Annotated in this window: 3 protein-coding genes (1 of these 3 cut by a window edge); all 3 read left to right on the top strand. The window is 77.0% G+C overall.

Going from position 1 to position 16,189, the window contains the following annotated elements; genetic code table 11:
• Positions 1-2,610 carry the end of an amino acid adenylation domain-containing protein gene (locus tag ACFSJS_RS21535; protein WP_380902902.1) on the top strand. Its footprint begins 16,233 nt before the window's first position, so only the last 2,610 of its 18,843 coding nucleotides appear in the window; its start codon lies off the left edge, out of view; the stop codon is at positions 2,608-2,610.
• Positions 2,607-9,014 carry an amino acid adenylation domain-containing protein gene (locus tag ACFSJS_RS21530; protein ID WP_380902900.1) on the top strand — a complete coding sequence of 2,136 codons (6,408 nt, stop codon included), beginning with the start codon at positions 2,607-2,609 and terminating at the stop codon, positions 9,012-9,014. Before ACFSJS_RS21535 ends, ACFSJS_RS21530 begins: the two co-directional genes overlap by 4 nt.
• Positions 9,014-16,189, top strand: a 7,176-nt coding sequence (locus tag ACFSJS_RS21525; RefSeq protein WP_380903142.1) for an amino acid adenylation domain-containing protein, incomplete at its 3' end; no start/stop codon positions are given. The genes ACFSJS_RS21530 and ACFSJS_RS21525, both read left to right, overlap by 1 nt.

Genomic DNA, 16,189 nt, shown 5'->3' with positions numbered 1-16,189 from the left:
GCCAACCTGCTGGCCGACATGCGGGAGCGGCTGCGCCTCACCGCCGGGGACCGGCTGGTGGCCGTCACCACGGTCAGCTTCGACATCGCCGCCCTGGAGCTGTTCCTGCCCCTGGCCGGCGGCGCCGAACTGGTCCTGGCCGACCGCGGCACCGCGCGGGACCCGGAGGCACTGGCGGCCCTGCTCACCGGGAGCGGCGCCACCATCCTCCAGGCCACCCCGACCACCTGGCAGCTGCTGGCCGAGACCGCGCCCGACGCCCTGCGCGGGCTGCGCAAACTGGTGGGCGGCGAAGCGCTCCCCGCGTCCCTGGCCTCCCGCCTGCACGGCCTGGGCGGCGAGCTGGTCAACGTCTACGGGCCCACCGAGACCACCATCTGGTCCACCGCCGCCCACCTCGACCGGGCCACCGGGAGCGCACCGCCCATCGGCCGGGCGCTGCGCAACACCCGCGCCTACGTGCTGGACGAGTGGCTCGACCCGGTCCCCGCCGGCGTCCCCGGCGAGCTCTACCTGGCCGGCGCCGGCGTGGCCCGCGGCTACCTGGGCCGCGGCGCCCTGACCGCCGAGCGCTTCACCGCCGACCCCTTCGGCGCGCCCGGCAGCCGCATGTACCGCACGGGCGACCTGATCCGCCGGCGTGCGGACGGGGAGCTGGAGTTCCTCGGACGCACCGACCACCAGGTCAAGGTCCGGGGCTTCCGCATCGAGCTGGGCGAGATCGAGACGGCTCTCGGCGCGCACCCGGACGTCTCCGGGGCGGTCGTGGTCGCCCGCGGCGCGTCCGGCCCGGCCCCCGCACCGGACGACGGCGGCACCGCCGGCCCACCCCGGCAGCTGGTGGCCTACGTGGTCGCCGAGCCCGGCCGGACCGGCCACGACGGGAGCCGGGAGCGGGCCCGGCTCGACGAGTGGCGGGAGACCTACGACACCCTCTACGGCAGCTCCGGGCCGGCCCCCCTGGGCCGGGACTTCGGGATCTGGCGGAGCAGCCACGACGGGCGGCCCATCCCGCTGGAGGAGATGCTCCAGTGGCGGGCGGCCACGGTGGACCGCATCCGGGCGCTGCGGCCCGCGCGGCTGCTGGAGATCGGGGTGGGCACCGGACTGCTGCTGTCGGAGCTGGCACCGGACTGCACCGCCTACCACGGAACCGACCTGTCCGCGCGGGTGATCGAGACCCTGCGCGAGCAGGTCGCGGCCGAGCCCGCGCTGAAGGAGAAGGTGGAGCTGCACGTCCGCCCGGCGCACGACTTCACCGGTCTGCGCAGGGGTTCCTACGACACCATCGTGCTCAACTCCGTCATCCAGTACTTCCCCGGCGCCGACTACCTCTCCCGGGTGCTGCGCGGCGCGCTCGACCTGCTGGAGCCCGGCGGACGGCTCTTCGTCGGCGACGTGCGCAGCCTGGCGCTGCTGCGGGCCTTCCGCGCCTCGGTGGAGATCGGCGACGCCGCCGCGGGCGACGCCCCGGGCACGGTGCTGGCGGCCGCCGACCGCAGGACGGCCGCGGAGAAGGAACTCGCGGTGGACCCGGGCTACTTCGCGCGGCTGCGCCGGGAGACCGGCGAACCCCTCGTCCTGGACGTGCGGGTCCGGCGGGGGAGGCCGCTCAACGAGCTGACGCGCTACCGCTACGACGTCCTGCTGGTCAAGCCGGAGGCCGGGGCCGCCGCTCCGGCTCCGGCCGCCGGGATGCGCTGGGCGGAGGAGGTCGGCGACCGCGCGCGGCTGGCCGAGGTCTGCGCGGCGCACCGCGGCGCGCTGCGCGTCACCGCGATCCCCAACGCCCGGGTGCGGCGCGAGACGGCCGCCCTCGCCGCACTGGAGGACGGGCGGCCGCTCGCCGCGGCGCGGCGGCTGCTGGACGGCCCCGCCGGCGGAGTGGACCCGGAGGACCTGTACGACGTGGCGGCGGCGGCCGGCCGCACCGCGTGGGTGTGCTGGTCGGCCGAGGGACCGCCGGACACCGTGGACCTGGTGCTGGCCCCGGCGGACGGGGGCGGCGCCGCGGAGGTGGCACCGCCGGCCGAGCTGTGGCCGTACGAGCCGGATGCGGACCGGCCGCAGGCCAACGACCCGTCCGCCGCGCTGCGCAACCGGGAGCTGGCCGCCGGGCTGCGCGCGTACCTGGCCGGACGGCTCCCGGACTACATGGTGCCCTCGGCCGTCGTCGTCCTCGGCGCCCTCCCGCTGACCGCCAACGGGAAGGTGGACCGGGCCGCGCTGCCCGACCCCGACACGGCGGGCGCGGCCGGCGGCCGGCCGCCGCGCACGCCCCGGGAGGAGCTGCTGTGCCGGCTCTTCGCCGACCTGCTGGGCCTGAACCGGGTGGGCACCGAGGACAGCTTCTTCAGCCTGGGCGGCGACAGCATCCTGTCCGTCCGCCTCGTCAGCCGCGCACGCGAACAGGGGCTGCCGCTGACCACCCGCGACGTCTTCGAGCACCACACCGTGGCCGCGCTGGCGGCGGCCCTGGACGGCAGGGAGCCGGAGCAGACCGCGGCCGACGGCCGGCCGGACCCCGTCGCCGGACCGCGGCCCGTCAGCGCCGAGGAACTCGCCGAGCTGGAGGAAGAGCTCGGCGCGGACTGGGAGGAGATGCAGTGAGCGGCCCGCAGCGCATGGTCGAAGAGGTCCTTCCGGTCACCCCGCTCCAGGAGGGGCTGCTCTTCCACGCGGTCTTCGACGAGGACGTCCCCGACGCCTACGTCAGCCGACTGGTCCTCGCCCTCCGCGGCGACCTGGACGCCGGCCGGCTGAGACGGGCCGCCCGGGCGCTGGTGGGACGGCACCCGGCGTTGCGCTCGGCCTTCCGGCAGCGGCGCTCGGGGGAGTGGTTCCAGCTGGTCGCGTCCCGTCCCGCGGTGCCCTGGGAGGAGCTGGACCTGCGGTCCGCCGGGAGCCCGGCCGAGGCGGACAAGCACCTGGAGGCGCTCCTGGACGAGCACCACCGGACCGGGTTCGACCTCGGCCGGCCGCCCCTGCTGCGCTTCCTGCTCGCCAGGACCGGGGAGGACCGCCACCGGCTGGCGGTGACCTACCACCACATCATCCTCGACGGCTGGTCGATGCCCATCCTGATGAGGGAACTGGTCGCGCTGTACGGCAGCGGGGGCGACCCCTCCGCGCTCCGGCCGGTCCGCCCGCACCGCGACCACCTCGACTGGCTGGCCCGGCGCCCGTCCGAACGGAGCGCCCACGCCTGGCGGCAGGCGCTGGCGGGACTGTCCGGACCCACGCTGGTGGCGCCGGGCGCGGACCGCAACGGCCCGCCGCCGCAGCAGGTGTGGACGCGGCTGACCGAACGGGACACCGGGGCGCTCACCGCGTGGGCGCGCGCCCGCGGTGTGACGGTGAACTCGGCGGTGCAGGCCGCCTGGGCGACGGTGCTCGGCCGCCTCACCGGCCGCGACGACGTCGTCTTCGGGACGACCGTGTCGGGGCGGCCGCCGGAGCTGCCCGGCGCCGAGGACATGGTCGGGTTCTTCATCAACACGGTGCCGCTGCGGGTGCGGATGCGGCCGGACGAACCGGTCGGCGACCTCGTCGTCCGGATCCAGCGCGAGCAGACCGCCCTCATGGAGCACCAGCACGTCAGGCTGTCCGACATCCAGCGCTGGTCGGGACAGGCCGAACTCTTCGACACCTCCACGGCGTTCGAGAACTACCCCGCCGACGACCTCGCCGCCGTCGGCTCCCGCGACCACGCCGGCCTGCGCGTCGAGGGGGGCTCCGGGGTCACCACGAACCACTTCCCCCTCTCCCTCTACGCACTGCCCGGACCGGCGCTCCGCCTGCGGCTGGACCACCGGCCCGACGCGGTGGACCACGACACCGCACGGCGCGCGGCGGACCTGCTGGGACGGGCCCTGGCCGCCGTCCACGGCGCCCCCGCCACCCCGACCGCCGCGGTGGCCGCCCCGCGGCAGGCACCGCAACCGCGGGAGCGGCGCGCCGGCGCCGCCCCGCAGGGCCCCCGGACCACGATCGTGGCGGCGTTCGAGGCGCAGGTGCGCGCGGCGCCCGGCGCCCCCGCCGTCCTGGCCGGCGGCCGGGAGCTCACCTACGCCGAGCTCGACGCCCGCGCGAACCGGCTGGCGCGGCTGCTGATCTCCCGCGGGGTCGGCCCCGAGAGCCGGGTCGCCCTCACCGTCTCCCGGAACGCGTGGCTGCCCGTCGCCGTGCTCGGCGTCCTCAAGGCGGGCGGCTGCTACGTCCCCGTGAGCGCCTCGCTGCCGAGGGAGCGCGCCGACTTCCTCCTCCGCGGGACCGCACCGGTCTGCCTGCTCACCGACCCCGGCGCGGAGGCCGCCCGGCACGCCGCCGCCGGAGCGCAGGACCCGCCGGGGACCGCCCGGAGCGGCGTCGAGCGCATCGTCCTGACCGAGGAGCTGCTCGACCGGTACGACCCGGGCGCGCCGACCGACGCCGAGCGGACCGCGCCGCTGCTGCCGGGCCACCTCGCCTACCTCCTCCACACCTCCGGCTCCAGCGGCCGGCCCAAGGGGGTGGCGGTCGAACACGCCCAGGTGGCCGCACTGCTGTCCTGGGCCGCCACCGGGCTCGGCGCCGACCTGCTGCGCCGCACCGTGGCCGCCACCTCGGAGAGCTTCGACGTGTCGGTCTTCGACACCCTCGTCCCGCTGCTCGTGGGCGGCCGCATCGAGATCGTGGAGAACACGCTGGCCGTCGCCGACCGGACCGGCGGCGAACCCTCCCTGCTGAACGCCGTCCCCTCGGCCCTGCAGGCGCTGCTGGAACGCGGGGCGCCGCTCGCCGTCGACACCTTCCTCTGCGCCGGCGAGCCCTTCCCCGCCTCGCTGGCAGCGGCCCTGCGCGCCGCCTGCCCGCGGGCGCGCGTCGGCAACCTCTACGGCCCGACCGAGACGACCGTGTTCGTGACCGCCCGGTTCCTGGACGGCACCGAGGACGGGGCGCCGCCCATCGGCCGGCCGCTGCCCGGCGTGCGGATCCACGTGCTCGACCCCTGGCTCCGCCCGGTGCCCGAGGGGGTGGTGGGCGAGCTCTACATCGCCGGGGACCACGTCACCCGCGGGTACTGGAGGCGCCCGGCGACGACGGCCGAGCGCTACGTCGCCGACCCCTTCGGAGCGCCGGGCGAGCGGATGTACCGCAGCGGCGACCTCGGACGCCGGCTCCCCGGCGGGGAGATCGACATGGTCGGCCGGGCCGACGGCCAGGTGAAGGTGCGCGGCCACCGGGTCGAGCTGGGGGAGGTGGAGTCCGCGCTCGCCTCCCACCCGGACGTCCGGCAGGCGGCGGCCACCGTGCACGACGGCGGTCCCGCCGGACCGCGCCTGGTGGGCTACGTCGTGCCCGGCGACACGGCGCCCGACACCGGCGCGGTCCTCGACCACCTGCGGCTGAAGCTGCCCGCGTACATGGTGCCCTCGGCCCTGGTGGTGCTGGACGAGCTGCCGCTGACGGGGAACGGCAAGCGGGACCGCGCCGCGCTGCCGCCCCCGCCCGACCGGAGCGCCGCGACGCAGGCGCGCGCTCCCCGCGGCCCGCACGAAACGATCCTGCTCGCCCTGTTCGCCGAGGTGCTCGGGGTGCGCCCGGCCGGCATCGACGACGACTTCTTCGCGCTGGGCGGCCACTCGCTGCTCGCCACCCGCCTGGTCAGCAGGGTGCGCACCACCCTCGGCGCCGAACTGGGGGTGCGGGACCTCTTCGAGCACCCCACGGTGGCGGCCCTGGGCGCCAGGATCACCCGGGCCGGGACGGCCCGGCCGCCGGTCTCCCGCGTCCGGGAGCGGCCCGGCCGCATCCCGCTGTCGTTCGCCCAGCGGCGACTGTGGTTCCTCCACCGCCTGCAGGGCGGCAGCGCCGCCTACCACGTCCCGCTCGCACTCCGCCTCACCGGGCGCCTCGACACGGCCGCGCTGCGCGGCGCGATCGCCGACGTGGTGGCCGGGCACGGGAGCCTGCGCACGTCGTTCCACGAGGACGCCGAGGGTCCCCACCAGGTCGTGCGGGACGCCGCGCAGGCCGCCGAACTGATCACCCTGGTCCCGGAGCCGGTCGACGATCCGCTCCGGGCGGCGGACGAGGCGGTGGCCGAGCCCTTCGACCTGGCGGCCGGCCTCCCGCTGCGGTGCCGGCTGTTCACCCGGGCCGGAACGCCCCGGGCACCGCGGGACCCGGCGGAACCGCCCGCCGGCGGGGAGCCGGAGGACCACCTGCTGCTCCTGGTGGTGCACCACATCGCGGCCGACGGATGGTCGCTGCGGATCATCGCGCGCGACGTGGCCGCCGCGTACGCCGCCCGCGTGGACGGCCGGCGGCCCGTGCCCGCCCCGCCCCCCGTCGACTACGTCGACCACACCCTGTGGCAGCACCGGGTGCTCGGCGGCCCCGACGAGGAGGGCGGCCCGCTCGGCGAGCAGCTCGACTACTGGCGGCGGCAGCTGGCCGCGCTGCCGCCGGAGCTCGCGCTGCCCGCCGACCGGCCGCGCCCGGCCGTCTCCTCCCACCGCGGCGAGGACCTGGACTTCGCCGTTCCCGCCGCGGCGGCCGCACGGGTGCGGGAGCTGGCGGGGACCACCGGCACCACGCCCTTCATGGTCCTCCAGGCCGCGCTGGCGGTCCTGCTGCACCGGATGGGCGCGGGCACGGACATCCCCCTGGGCACCCCGGTCGCCGGGCGCACGGACGGGGCGGTGGAGGGAGTCGTCGGACTCTTCGTCAACACCCTCGTGCTGCGCACGGACCTGAGCGGGTCCCCCACCTTCAGACAGCTCCTGGACCGCGTGCGCAGCACCGCCCTGGACGCCTACGCCCACCAGGACGTGCCGTTCGAGCGGCTGGTGGAGGTGCTCGCTCCCGAGCGCTCCCTGGCCCGCCACCCGCTCTTCCAGGTCTCCCTCGCCCTGCAGAACCTCGACGACGCGGCGGCACCGGTGGGCGAGCTGCCCGGGCTGCGCGCCGAGGCGGTCCGCACGCGGCGGGACGGCGCCAAGTTCGACCTGTCCTTCGTGCTCGCCCCGGGCGGCCCGGAGGGCGGCGACATGCCCGGAGTGCTCACCTACAGCACCGACCTCTTCGACCGCGCGACCGCGCAGGGGCTGGTGGACCGGCTGCTGCGGGTGCTGGACGAGGTGCTCGCCGCCCCCGCCACCCCGGTGGGGAAGGTGGACGTGTTCCTCCCCGGCGAGGCGCAGCGGGTGCTGGAGCACGGCCGCGGACCCCGGAGCGGGAGGGCGGCGGACGACCCGCTGGCCCGCTTCGAGGAGTGGGCGGCGGCCACTCCCGACGCCCCCGCCCTGCGGTGGAACGGCGGCCGGCTGACCTACGCCGAGCTGGACCGGAGGGCGGGCGCGGTGGCCCGGGTGCTCCTCGGACGGGGCATCGGGCCCGAGGACGTGGTCGCGGTGGCCGCCCCGCGCCGCCCGGAGGTGGTGGCCGCGCTGCTGGGAGTGCTCAGGTGCGGCGCCGCCTACCTGCCGGTGGACGAGGCGTGGCCGGCCGAGCGGCGGCGGCAGGTGACGGCCGACGCCGGGGCGCGCCTGCTGCTGGCCCCGGGGGGCACCGACGCCGCCCGCGCCGCCCTCGCCCCGTCCACCGGGCCGGGCACGGAGGTGCTCGGCCTGGCGGACCCGGTCTTCACCGCCGCCGGCGGCTCCGCCCTCCCGGCGGTGCGGACCCACCCGCGCGCGCTCGCCTACGTCATCTACACCTCGGGCTCCACCGGCCGGCCCAAGGGCGTCGGCGTGGAGCGCGGGGCGCTGGCCGACTACGTGGACGGGGCCGTCCGCCGCTACCCGGACGCGGCGGGCACGGCCCTGCTGCACTCCCCGCTGACCTTCGACCTCAGCGGCACCGCCCTGTTCACCCCGCTGGCCGCGGGAGGCTGCGTCGTGCTGGGGGAGGTGGACCGGGAGGCGGAGGGGAGCCGGGCGACGTTCGTCAAGGCGACACCGTCCCACCTGCCGCTGCTGGAGCGGCACCCGGGGCTGCTGGAGGAGGCCGGCACCCTGGTGCTGGGCGGTGAGGCGCTCGACGGGCGCGCCCTGCGCGACTGGCGCGCCGCCCACCCGCGCGCCACGGTCGTCAACGCCTACGGCCCCACGGAGCTCACCGTCAACTGCGCCGAGCACCGCATCCCCCCCGGCGGCCCCGTGCCCGAGGGGCCGGTGCCGATCGGCCGCCCGTTCGCCGGCGTCCGCGCGATGGTGCTGGACGCGGGGCTGGCCCCGGTGCCCCCGGGCGTGGTCGGGGAGCTGTACGTCGCGGGGCCGGGAGTGGCCCGCGGCTACCTCGGCCGCCCGGGCCTGACCGCGGAGCGGTTCCTGCCGTGCCCGTTCGGGGAGCCGGGGGAGCGGATGTACCGCACCGGTGATCTGGCCCGCCGGCTGCCGGGCGGTGAACTGGAGTACGCCGGTCGAACGGACGAGCAGGTGAAGCTGCGCGGCTTCCGGATCGAGCTCGCCGAGGTGGCGCAGGCCCTGGCCGCGGCGGAGTCGGTCGCCCGGGCGGTCGCCGTCATACGGGAGGACCGCCCCGGGGACCGGCGGCTGACCGGCTACGTGGTCCCGGCGGCGGGAGCCCGCCCGCAGGAGGACGAGCTGCGGAGCACGGTGGCCCGCACGCTGCCCGAGTACATGGTGCCCTCGTCCGTGGTGGTCCTCGACGAGCTGCCCACCACGCCGCACGGAAAGCTGGACCGGCGCGCCCTGCCCGCCCCCGCGCACCGCTCCCGGGGCGGCCGGCCGCCGCGCGACGAGCGCGAACGGGCCCTGTGCCGGATCTACGCCGAAGTGCTCGGCGTACCCGAGGTCGGCGCCGAGGACGACTTCTTCGCGCTCGGCGGCCACTCGCTGCTCGCCACCCGGCTGGTCAACCGGATCAGGTCGGAATTCGCCGACGAGCTGGACGTACGGGCCGTGTTCGAGGCCCGCACGGTCGCCGCGCTGGCAACCCGGCTGCGGACCAGCCGCCCTAACGCCCGCCCCGCGTTGCGACGGATGTCGCGGTCGGAGAACTCGTGATGCTTCCCCTTTCCCTCGCCCAGCAGAGACTGTGGTTCCTCCACCAGATGGACGGCCCCAGCGCCACGTACAACATCCCCACGGCGCTGCGGATGACCGGCGCGCTGGACGTCGCCGCGCTGCGCGAGGCGCTGCGCGACGTCGTACGGCGCCACGAGACGCTCCGCACGGTCTTCCCCGACGCCGGCGACGGCGCCCGGCAGCACGTCCTGCCCGCGGCCGAGGCCGCCGTGGAGCTGGCCGTCACCGGGACCACCGAGGCCGACCTGCCGGCCGTCCTGGCCCAGGAGGCCGGCCACGCCTTCGACCTGGCCCGCGAAGTGCCCCTGAGGGCACGGCTCCTCGCGCTCGGCGAACGGGACCACGTGCTGTGCCTGGTGATCCACCACATCGCCAGCGACGGCTGGTCGCGCGCCCCGCTCGCACGCGACCTCACCACCGCCTACGCCGCCCGCAGCGAGGGCCGCGCCCCGCAGTGGGAGGAACTCCCCGTCCAGTACGCCGACTACACCCTCTGGCAGCGGGAGCTGCTCGGCTCCGAGGAGGACCCCGAGAGCCTGCTCAGCCGCCAGACGGCGTACTGGAAGCAGGCGCTCGCCGGTCTGCCGGACGCCATCGAGCTGCCCTTCGACCGCCCCCGCCCGCCGATCGCCGGCCACCGCGGCGACACCGTGCCGATCACCCTGTCGCCGCGGACCCACGAGCGGATCGCCGCGCTGGCCGGCCGCCACGGCGCGAGCACGTTCATGGTGGTGCAGGCGGCGCTGGCCGGCCTGCTGTCCCGGCTCGGCGCGGGCACGGACATCCCCCTGGGCACACCGGTGGCCGGACGCACCGACGAGGCGCTGGAAGGGCTCATCGGCTTCTTCGTCAACACCCTGGTACTGCGCACCGACACCTCCGGGAACCCCACCTTCGACGAACTGGTCGCAAGGGCCCGCGAGACCGCCCTGGACGCCTACGCCCACCAGGACGTGCCGTTCGAGCGGCTGGTGGAGGCACTCGCCCCCGAGCGCTCCCTGGCCCGCCACCCGCTCTTCCAGGTGAGCCTGAGCCTCCAGCACGCCACCGAGCAGACGGCGGTCCTGGACGGGCTGGAGATCGCCCCGCTGGACACGGGCTGGCGGGCGGCCAAGTTCGACCTGTCCTTCGACCTCCTGGAGAAGCACGGCCCCGGCGGCCGTCCGGACGGCATCACCGGCACCGTCGAGTACTCCACCGACGTCTTCGACGCCGCCACCGTCCGCGGGATCGGCGAGCGCCTCGTCCGCTTCCTCGAGGCCGCGGTGGACGCCCCCGGGGCGCGCCTGCTCTCCGTCGACCTGCTCTCCGCCGGTGAACGGCGGCGCCTGCTGGAGGAGTTCGGCGCATCGCGGTCCGGAGCCGACGGGACGGCCGGGGCCGAGGAGGAGCCGGAACCGGTCTGCGACACCTTCGCGCGGCAGGCCGCCGCCACCCCGGAGGCCGTGGCCGTCGTCGGCGGCGGCACCGCGCTCACGTTCGCCGAGGCCGACGCCCGGGTCTCCCGGCTGGCCCGGCTGCTGATCTCCCGCGGGGCCGGCCCCGAGACCCGGGTGGCCGTCTGCCTGGGCCGGAACGCCCTGTGGCCGACGGCCGTCCTGGCGGTGCTGCGGAGCGGCGCCGCCTACGTGCCGCTGGACCCGCGCTCCCCGGCCGAGCGCCTGGCCGCCGTCGAACGCGACGCCACCCCCCTGATCGTGCTCGCCGAGCGCGGCACCGAGGCCGCGGTCGCCGGCCTCACGGCCCCGCTGCTGGTCCTGGACGACCCGGCCACCGAGGCCGGCATCGAGGCGCGGGACCCGGCCCCGGTCACCGACGCCGACCGCACCGCGCCCCTCCTGCCCGGCCACGCGGCGTACGTCATCCACACCTCGGGCTCCACCGGCCGGCCCAAGGGGGTCGTGGTGGACCACCGCGGTCTGGCGCGGCTGCTCCAGGCCCACCGCCGGGTCACCTTCTCCCGCATCCGCCCCCACGGAGCGGGACCCGCCCGGGCCGCCCACGTCTCGTCCTTCTCCTTCGACGCCTCGTGGGACCCGCTGCTGGCGATGGTCGCCGGACACGAACTGCACATGATCGACGAGGAGCTGCGGCTCGACCCGCCGGGAGTGGTGGCCTACTTCCGCGACCGCCGCATCGACTACGTCGACCTCACCCCCACCTACTTCCGCAGCCTGCTCGACGCCGGACTGCTGGAGGAGACCGCCCCCTGCCCGTCGCTGATCGCCCTGGGCGGCGAGGCGATGGACGGCGAGCTGTGGGAGCGGCTGCGCGCGGCCGCCCCCCGGGTGACGGCGATGAACACCTACGGCCCCACCGAGACCGCCGTCGACGCGGTGGTCACCGAACTGGGGGACCTGCCGCACGGCACGATCGGGCGGCCGGTGCCGCGGTGGCGGGCCTACGTGCTCGACGCCGGGCTGCAGCCGGTCCCGCCCGGTGTGCTGGGCGAGCTGTACCTGGCCGGGCCCGGAGTCGCCCGCGGCTACCTGGGGCAGCACGGCCTGACCGCGGAGCGGTTCGTGGCCTGCCCGTTCGGGGAGCCGGGGGAGCGGATGTACCGCACCGGCGACCTGGCGCGGTGGCTCGACGACGGCAACCTGGTCTGCGCCGGACGCGGCGACGAGCAGGTCAAGATCCGCGGCTTCCGCATCGAACCCGGCGAGGTGGAGGCCGCCCTGCGGGAGCTGGAGGGCGTCGCGCAGGCCGCCGTGGCCGTCCGCGAGGACACCCCCGGAGCACGCAGGCTGGTCGGCTACGTGGTGGGGGCCGACGGCGCCGACCCCGGCCTGCTCCGGCCCGCCGAGGTGCTGGCGCGCCTGCGCGACCGGCTGCCCGACCACCTGGTGCCGTCCGCGCTCGTACGGATCGGCGAACTGCCCGTCAACGCCAGCGGCAAGCTGGACCGGGCCGCGCTGCCGGCGCCCGACCCCGCGGCCTTCCCCGCCGGCCGGCAACCGCGCACCGACCTGGAGCGGGACCTGTGCGCGCTGTTCGCGGACGTCCTGGGCACCGGGAACGTCGGCATCGACGACGACTTCTTCGTCCGGGGCGGCGACAGCATCCTCTCCATCCAGCTGGTCGGCAGCGCCCGCCGGGCCGGCCTGGAGTTCAAGGTCCGGCAGGTCTTCGAGCTGCGGACCCCCGCGGGCCTGGCCGCCGTGGCCCGCCGGACCGGCGCGGGACGGCAGGAGGAGCCCGGCGCCGCCGTCGGGCCGCTGCCGCCGCTGCCCGTGGTCGCCGAGACCCTGGCGGCCGGCGGGCCGGTCGGCGAGTACAACCAGTCGGTCGTCCTCGCCTCCCCGCCGGGCGCCGGGCCCGACGACGTGCGCGACGCGCTCCAGGCGCTGCTGGACCGGCACGACGCGCTGCGGATCCACGCCGCCCCGGCGGCGGAACCCGGCCGCCTGTGGGACCTGAGGGTGGAGCGGGCCGGCACGGTCACGGCGGAGCGGTGCCTGCGCAGGATCGACGCGGCCGGGATGTCCGAGGAGGAGCTGGCGGAGGCGGTGGCCGCCGAGGCCGTCGCGGCCCGGGAGGCCCTCGACCCCGTCGCCGGGGCCCTCGTCGGAGCCGTCTGGTTCGACCGGGGCGGGGAGCCGGGCCGGCTCGTGCTGGTGATCCACCACCTCGCCGTCGACGGCGTCTCCTGGCGCATCCTGCTCGGCGACCTCCGCGAGGCGTGGCGGGCGCTGCGGGACGGCCGCCGCCCGGAACTCCCCCGCACGGGCACCTCGCTGCGCACCTGGGCCACCCGGCTCGCCGACCGGGCCGCCGACCCGGCCGTCACCGCCCAGCTGGACCACTGGACGGCCGCGCTCGCCGACGCCGGCCCCGAGGTGGGCAGCCGCCCGCTGGACCGGACCCGGGACACCGCGGCCACCTCCGCCGTCCTGAGCGGCGAGCTGCCGGAGTCCGTCACCGCCGCACTGCTGGGCCCGGCCCCGGCGGCCTTCCGCGCCGGGGTGAACGACCTGCTGCTGACCGCCTTCGCCCTGGCCGTCAACCACTGGCGGGGCGAGGAGGGCGAGCCGGTCCTGGTGGACCTGGAGGGCCACGGCCGGGCGGAGGACCTGGTGCCGGGAGCCGACCTGTCCCGTACGGTCGGCTGGTTCACCAGCGTGTACCCGGTGCGGCTGGCCGCCGGAGCGGTCACCGCCGCCGAGCTCGCCGGGCGCGGCCCGGCCGTCGGCGACGCGATCAAGCGGGTCAAGGAACAGCTGCGGGCGGTCCCCGACGAGGGACTGGGGTACGGCCTGCTGCGTCACCTCAACCCCGAGACGTCCCGGCGCCTTGCGCACGGCGCCCGGGCACGCTTCGGCTTCAACTACCTCGGCCGGTTCGCCGCCGAGCAGGGCGGGGGCGAGGACGGCTGGCAGCTGCTCGGCAGCGGCCCGGCGGGCCGGCACCCGGACACCCCGCTCGACCACGAGATCGAGGTGAACGCCGTCACGGCGGAGGGCCCGGACGGGCCGCGGCTGATCACCCGGTGGACCTACGCCACCGGCCTGCTGACCGAGGAGGAGGTGCGCCGGCTCGCGCGCTCCTGGTCGCTGGCGCTGCACGCGGTCGTCGGCCACGCCACCGGCGCCGGAGCCGGCGGGCTCACCCCCTCCGACGTGGCCGTCCCCGACCTCGGCCAGGCCGAGATCGAGGAGCTGGAACGGCGCTGCGGCACCGCCCTGGAGGACGTGCTGCCGGTGGCCCCCCTCCAGGAGGGCCTGCTCTACCACAGCGTCTACGACCGGCGCGCCCTGGACGTCTACGTCGGCCAGCTCGCCTTCCGCCTGGACGGCGAGATCGACGAGGACGCCCTGCGGGCGGCGGCCGGGGCGCTGGTCGCCCGCCACACCAGCCTGCGGACGGGCTTCCAGCAGCGGGAGTCGGGCCAGTGGGTGCAGACCGTGGCCGCCGCGGCGGAGCTGCCGTGGCGCTCCCGCGACCTGCGCGCCCCGGGGGAGGCGCCCGCGGACGCCGGGGCCGTGCAGCGGCGGCTCGACGAACTGACCGCGGCCGAACGCACCGAGCGGTTCGACCTCACCCGCCCGCCGCTCGTCCGCTTCCTCCTGGCCCGCACCGCCCCCGAGCAGTACCGGTTCGTGATCACCACCCACCACACGATCGTGGACGGCTGGTCCATCCCCATCCTGCTGCGCGAGCTGCTCGCGCTCTACGGCGGCGCCCCGCTGCCGGACGCCCCCGGCCACCGCGCCTACGCCGACTGGCTCGCCGGCCGCGACCTCCGGGCGGCCCGGGAGGCGTGGACGCGGGTACTGGAGGGCGTGGACGGGCCGACCCTGGTCGCCCCCGGCGCCCCGCGCGTCGGGGAGATCCCCGAGTCGGTGCGGCTGAACCTGCCCGAGGACGTCTCGGCGCGACTGCGGACGCGGGCCCGGGAGGCCGGAGTCACCCTCAACTCCGTCGTGCAGGCCGTCTGGGCGCTCGTCCTCGCCCAGGAGACCGGCCGCGACGACGTCACCTTCGGCATCACCGTCTCCGGCCGCCCCGCGGAACTCCCCGGCGCCGAGGACATGGTCGGCATGCTGGTCAACAAGATCCCGCTGCGCGTCCGGCTCCGCCCGGCCGAACCGCTGCTGGAACTGGTCCGCCGGCTGGAGAAGGAGCAGCTCGAACTGCTGGAGCACCAGCACGTCCCGCTGACCGCCCTGCACCGCTGGAGCGGACTGCCCGAACTCTTCGACACCACCATGGTGTTCGAGAACTACCCGGCGGAGATCACCGCGCGGGAGGCGCCCTTCCGCGCGTCGGGCACGGCCGGCTACAGCCGCAACCACTACCCGGTCACCCTGGTCGGGGCGATGCGCGGGAGCGAGCTGACCGTCCGCATCGACTACCGCCCCGACCTCTTCGGCGAGGACTGGGCCCGCTCCCTGGGCCGGAGGGTCGTCGCCGCGCTCACCGAGGCCGCCGACCGCCCCGCCGCCCCGTCCGGCACGCTGGACCTGCTCGACGGCGAGGAGCGCGCCCGGCTGCTGGAGGACTGGGGCACCGGCGCCGCCCCGCAGGACGCCCCGCGCGGCTACGTCGAGCTGTTCGAGGAGCAGGTCGCCCGCACACCGGACGCCCCCGCGGTCACGTCGCCCGGCGGCACGCTGACCTACGCCGAGCTGGACCGGCAGGCGAACGGCGTCGCCCGGTGGCTGGCCGACCGCACCGCGGGCACCGGCGGTGCCGAGGTCTACGTGGGCGTGCTGGCCCCGCGCCGGCCGGAGGCGCTCGCCGTCCTGCTCGGCGTCCTGAAGTCGGGCGCCGCCTACGTGCCGCTGGACGAGCAGTGGCCGGCCGAACGCACCCGCAGGGTGCTGGAGGACTGCCGCCCCGCACTCGTGGTGGCCCCGACCGGCAGCCGGCCCGACGGCGCGCGGGAGGCCGGGGCGGAGGTGCTCGCCGTGGACCCGGCCGCCCTCGCCTCCCGCGGCGCGCACGCCCCGGCCGGCGGCGAACGGGTGCGCCCCGCGGCGCCGGGCGGCGCCGCGTACGCCATCTACACCTCCGGTTCCACCGGCCGGCCCAAGGGCGTGGTGATCGACCACAGCGCCCTGGGCGCGTACGTCGGCGGCGCACGCGGCCGCTACCCCGACGCGGCCGGGACCTCGCTGGCCCACACCTCGCTCGCCTTCGACCTCACCGTCACCACCCTGCTCACCCCGCTCGCCGCCGGGGGCACCGTGCGGCTGGGCGAACTGGACGAGTCCGCCCAGACCGCCGGGGCCACCCTGGTCAAGGCGACGCCCTCGCACCTGCCCATGCTGCGCGAGCTGCCCGGAGTCCTGCCGGACGGGGGCACCCTGATCCTCGGCGGCGAGGCGCTGACCGGCAAACAGCTGCGCCCGTGGCTCGAACTGCACCCCGCCGCGCAGGTCGTCAACGCCTACGGGCCGACGGAACTCACGGTCAACTGCACCGAGTTCCGGCTGCCGCGGGGGGAACCGGTCGGCGACGGACCGGTGCCCATCGGCCGCCCGTTCCCCGGCGTGCGGGCCTACGTGCTCGGCCCCGGCCTGCGCCCGGTCCCCACCGGGACCGTCGGCGAGCTGTACGTGTCGGGCACGGGAGTGGCCCGCGGCTACCTCGGCCGGCCGGGGATGACCGCGGAGCGGTTCGTGGCCTGTCCCTTCGGGGAGCCGGGGGAG

The sequence above is a fragment of the Streptomyces desertarenae genome (genome assembly GCF_042681365.1).
In the GTDB taxonomy this organism is placed as follows: Bacteria; Actinomycetota; Actinomycetes; order Streptomycetales; family Streptomycetaceae; genus Streptomyces; species Streptomyces desertarenae.
The sequence above is the reverse complement of the archived record's forward strand: the minus strand, read 5'-3'. Positions and strand labels throughout refer to the sequence as shown.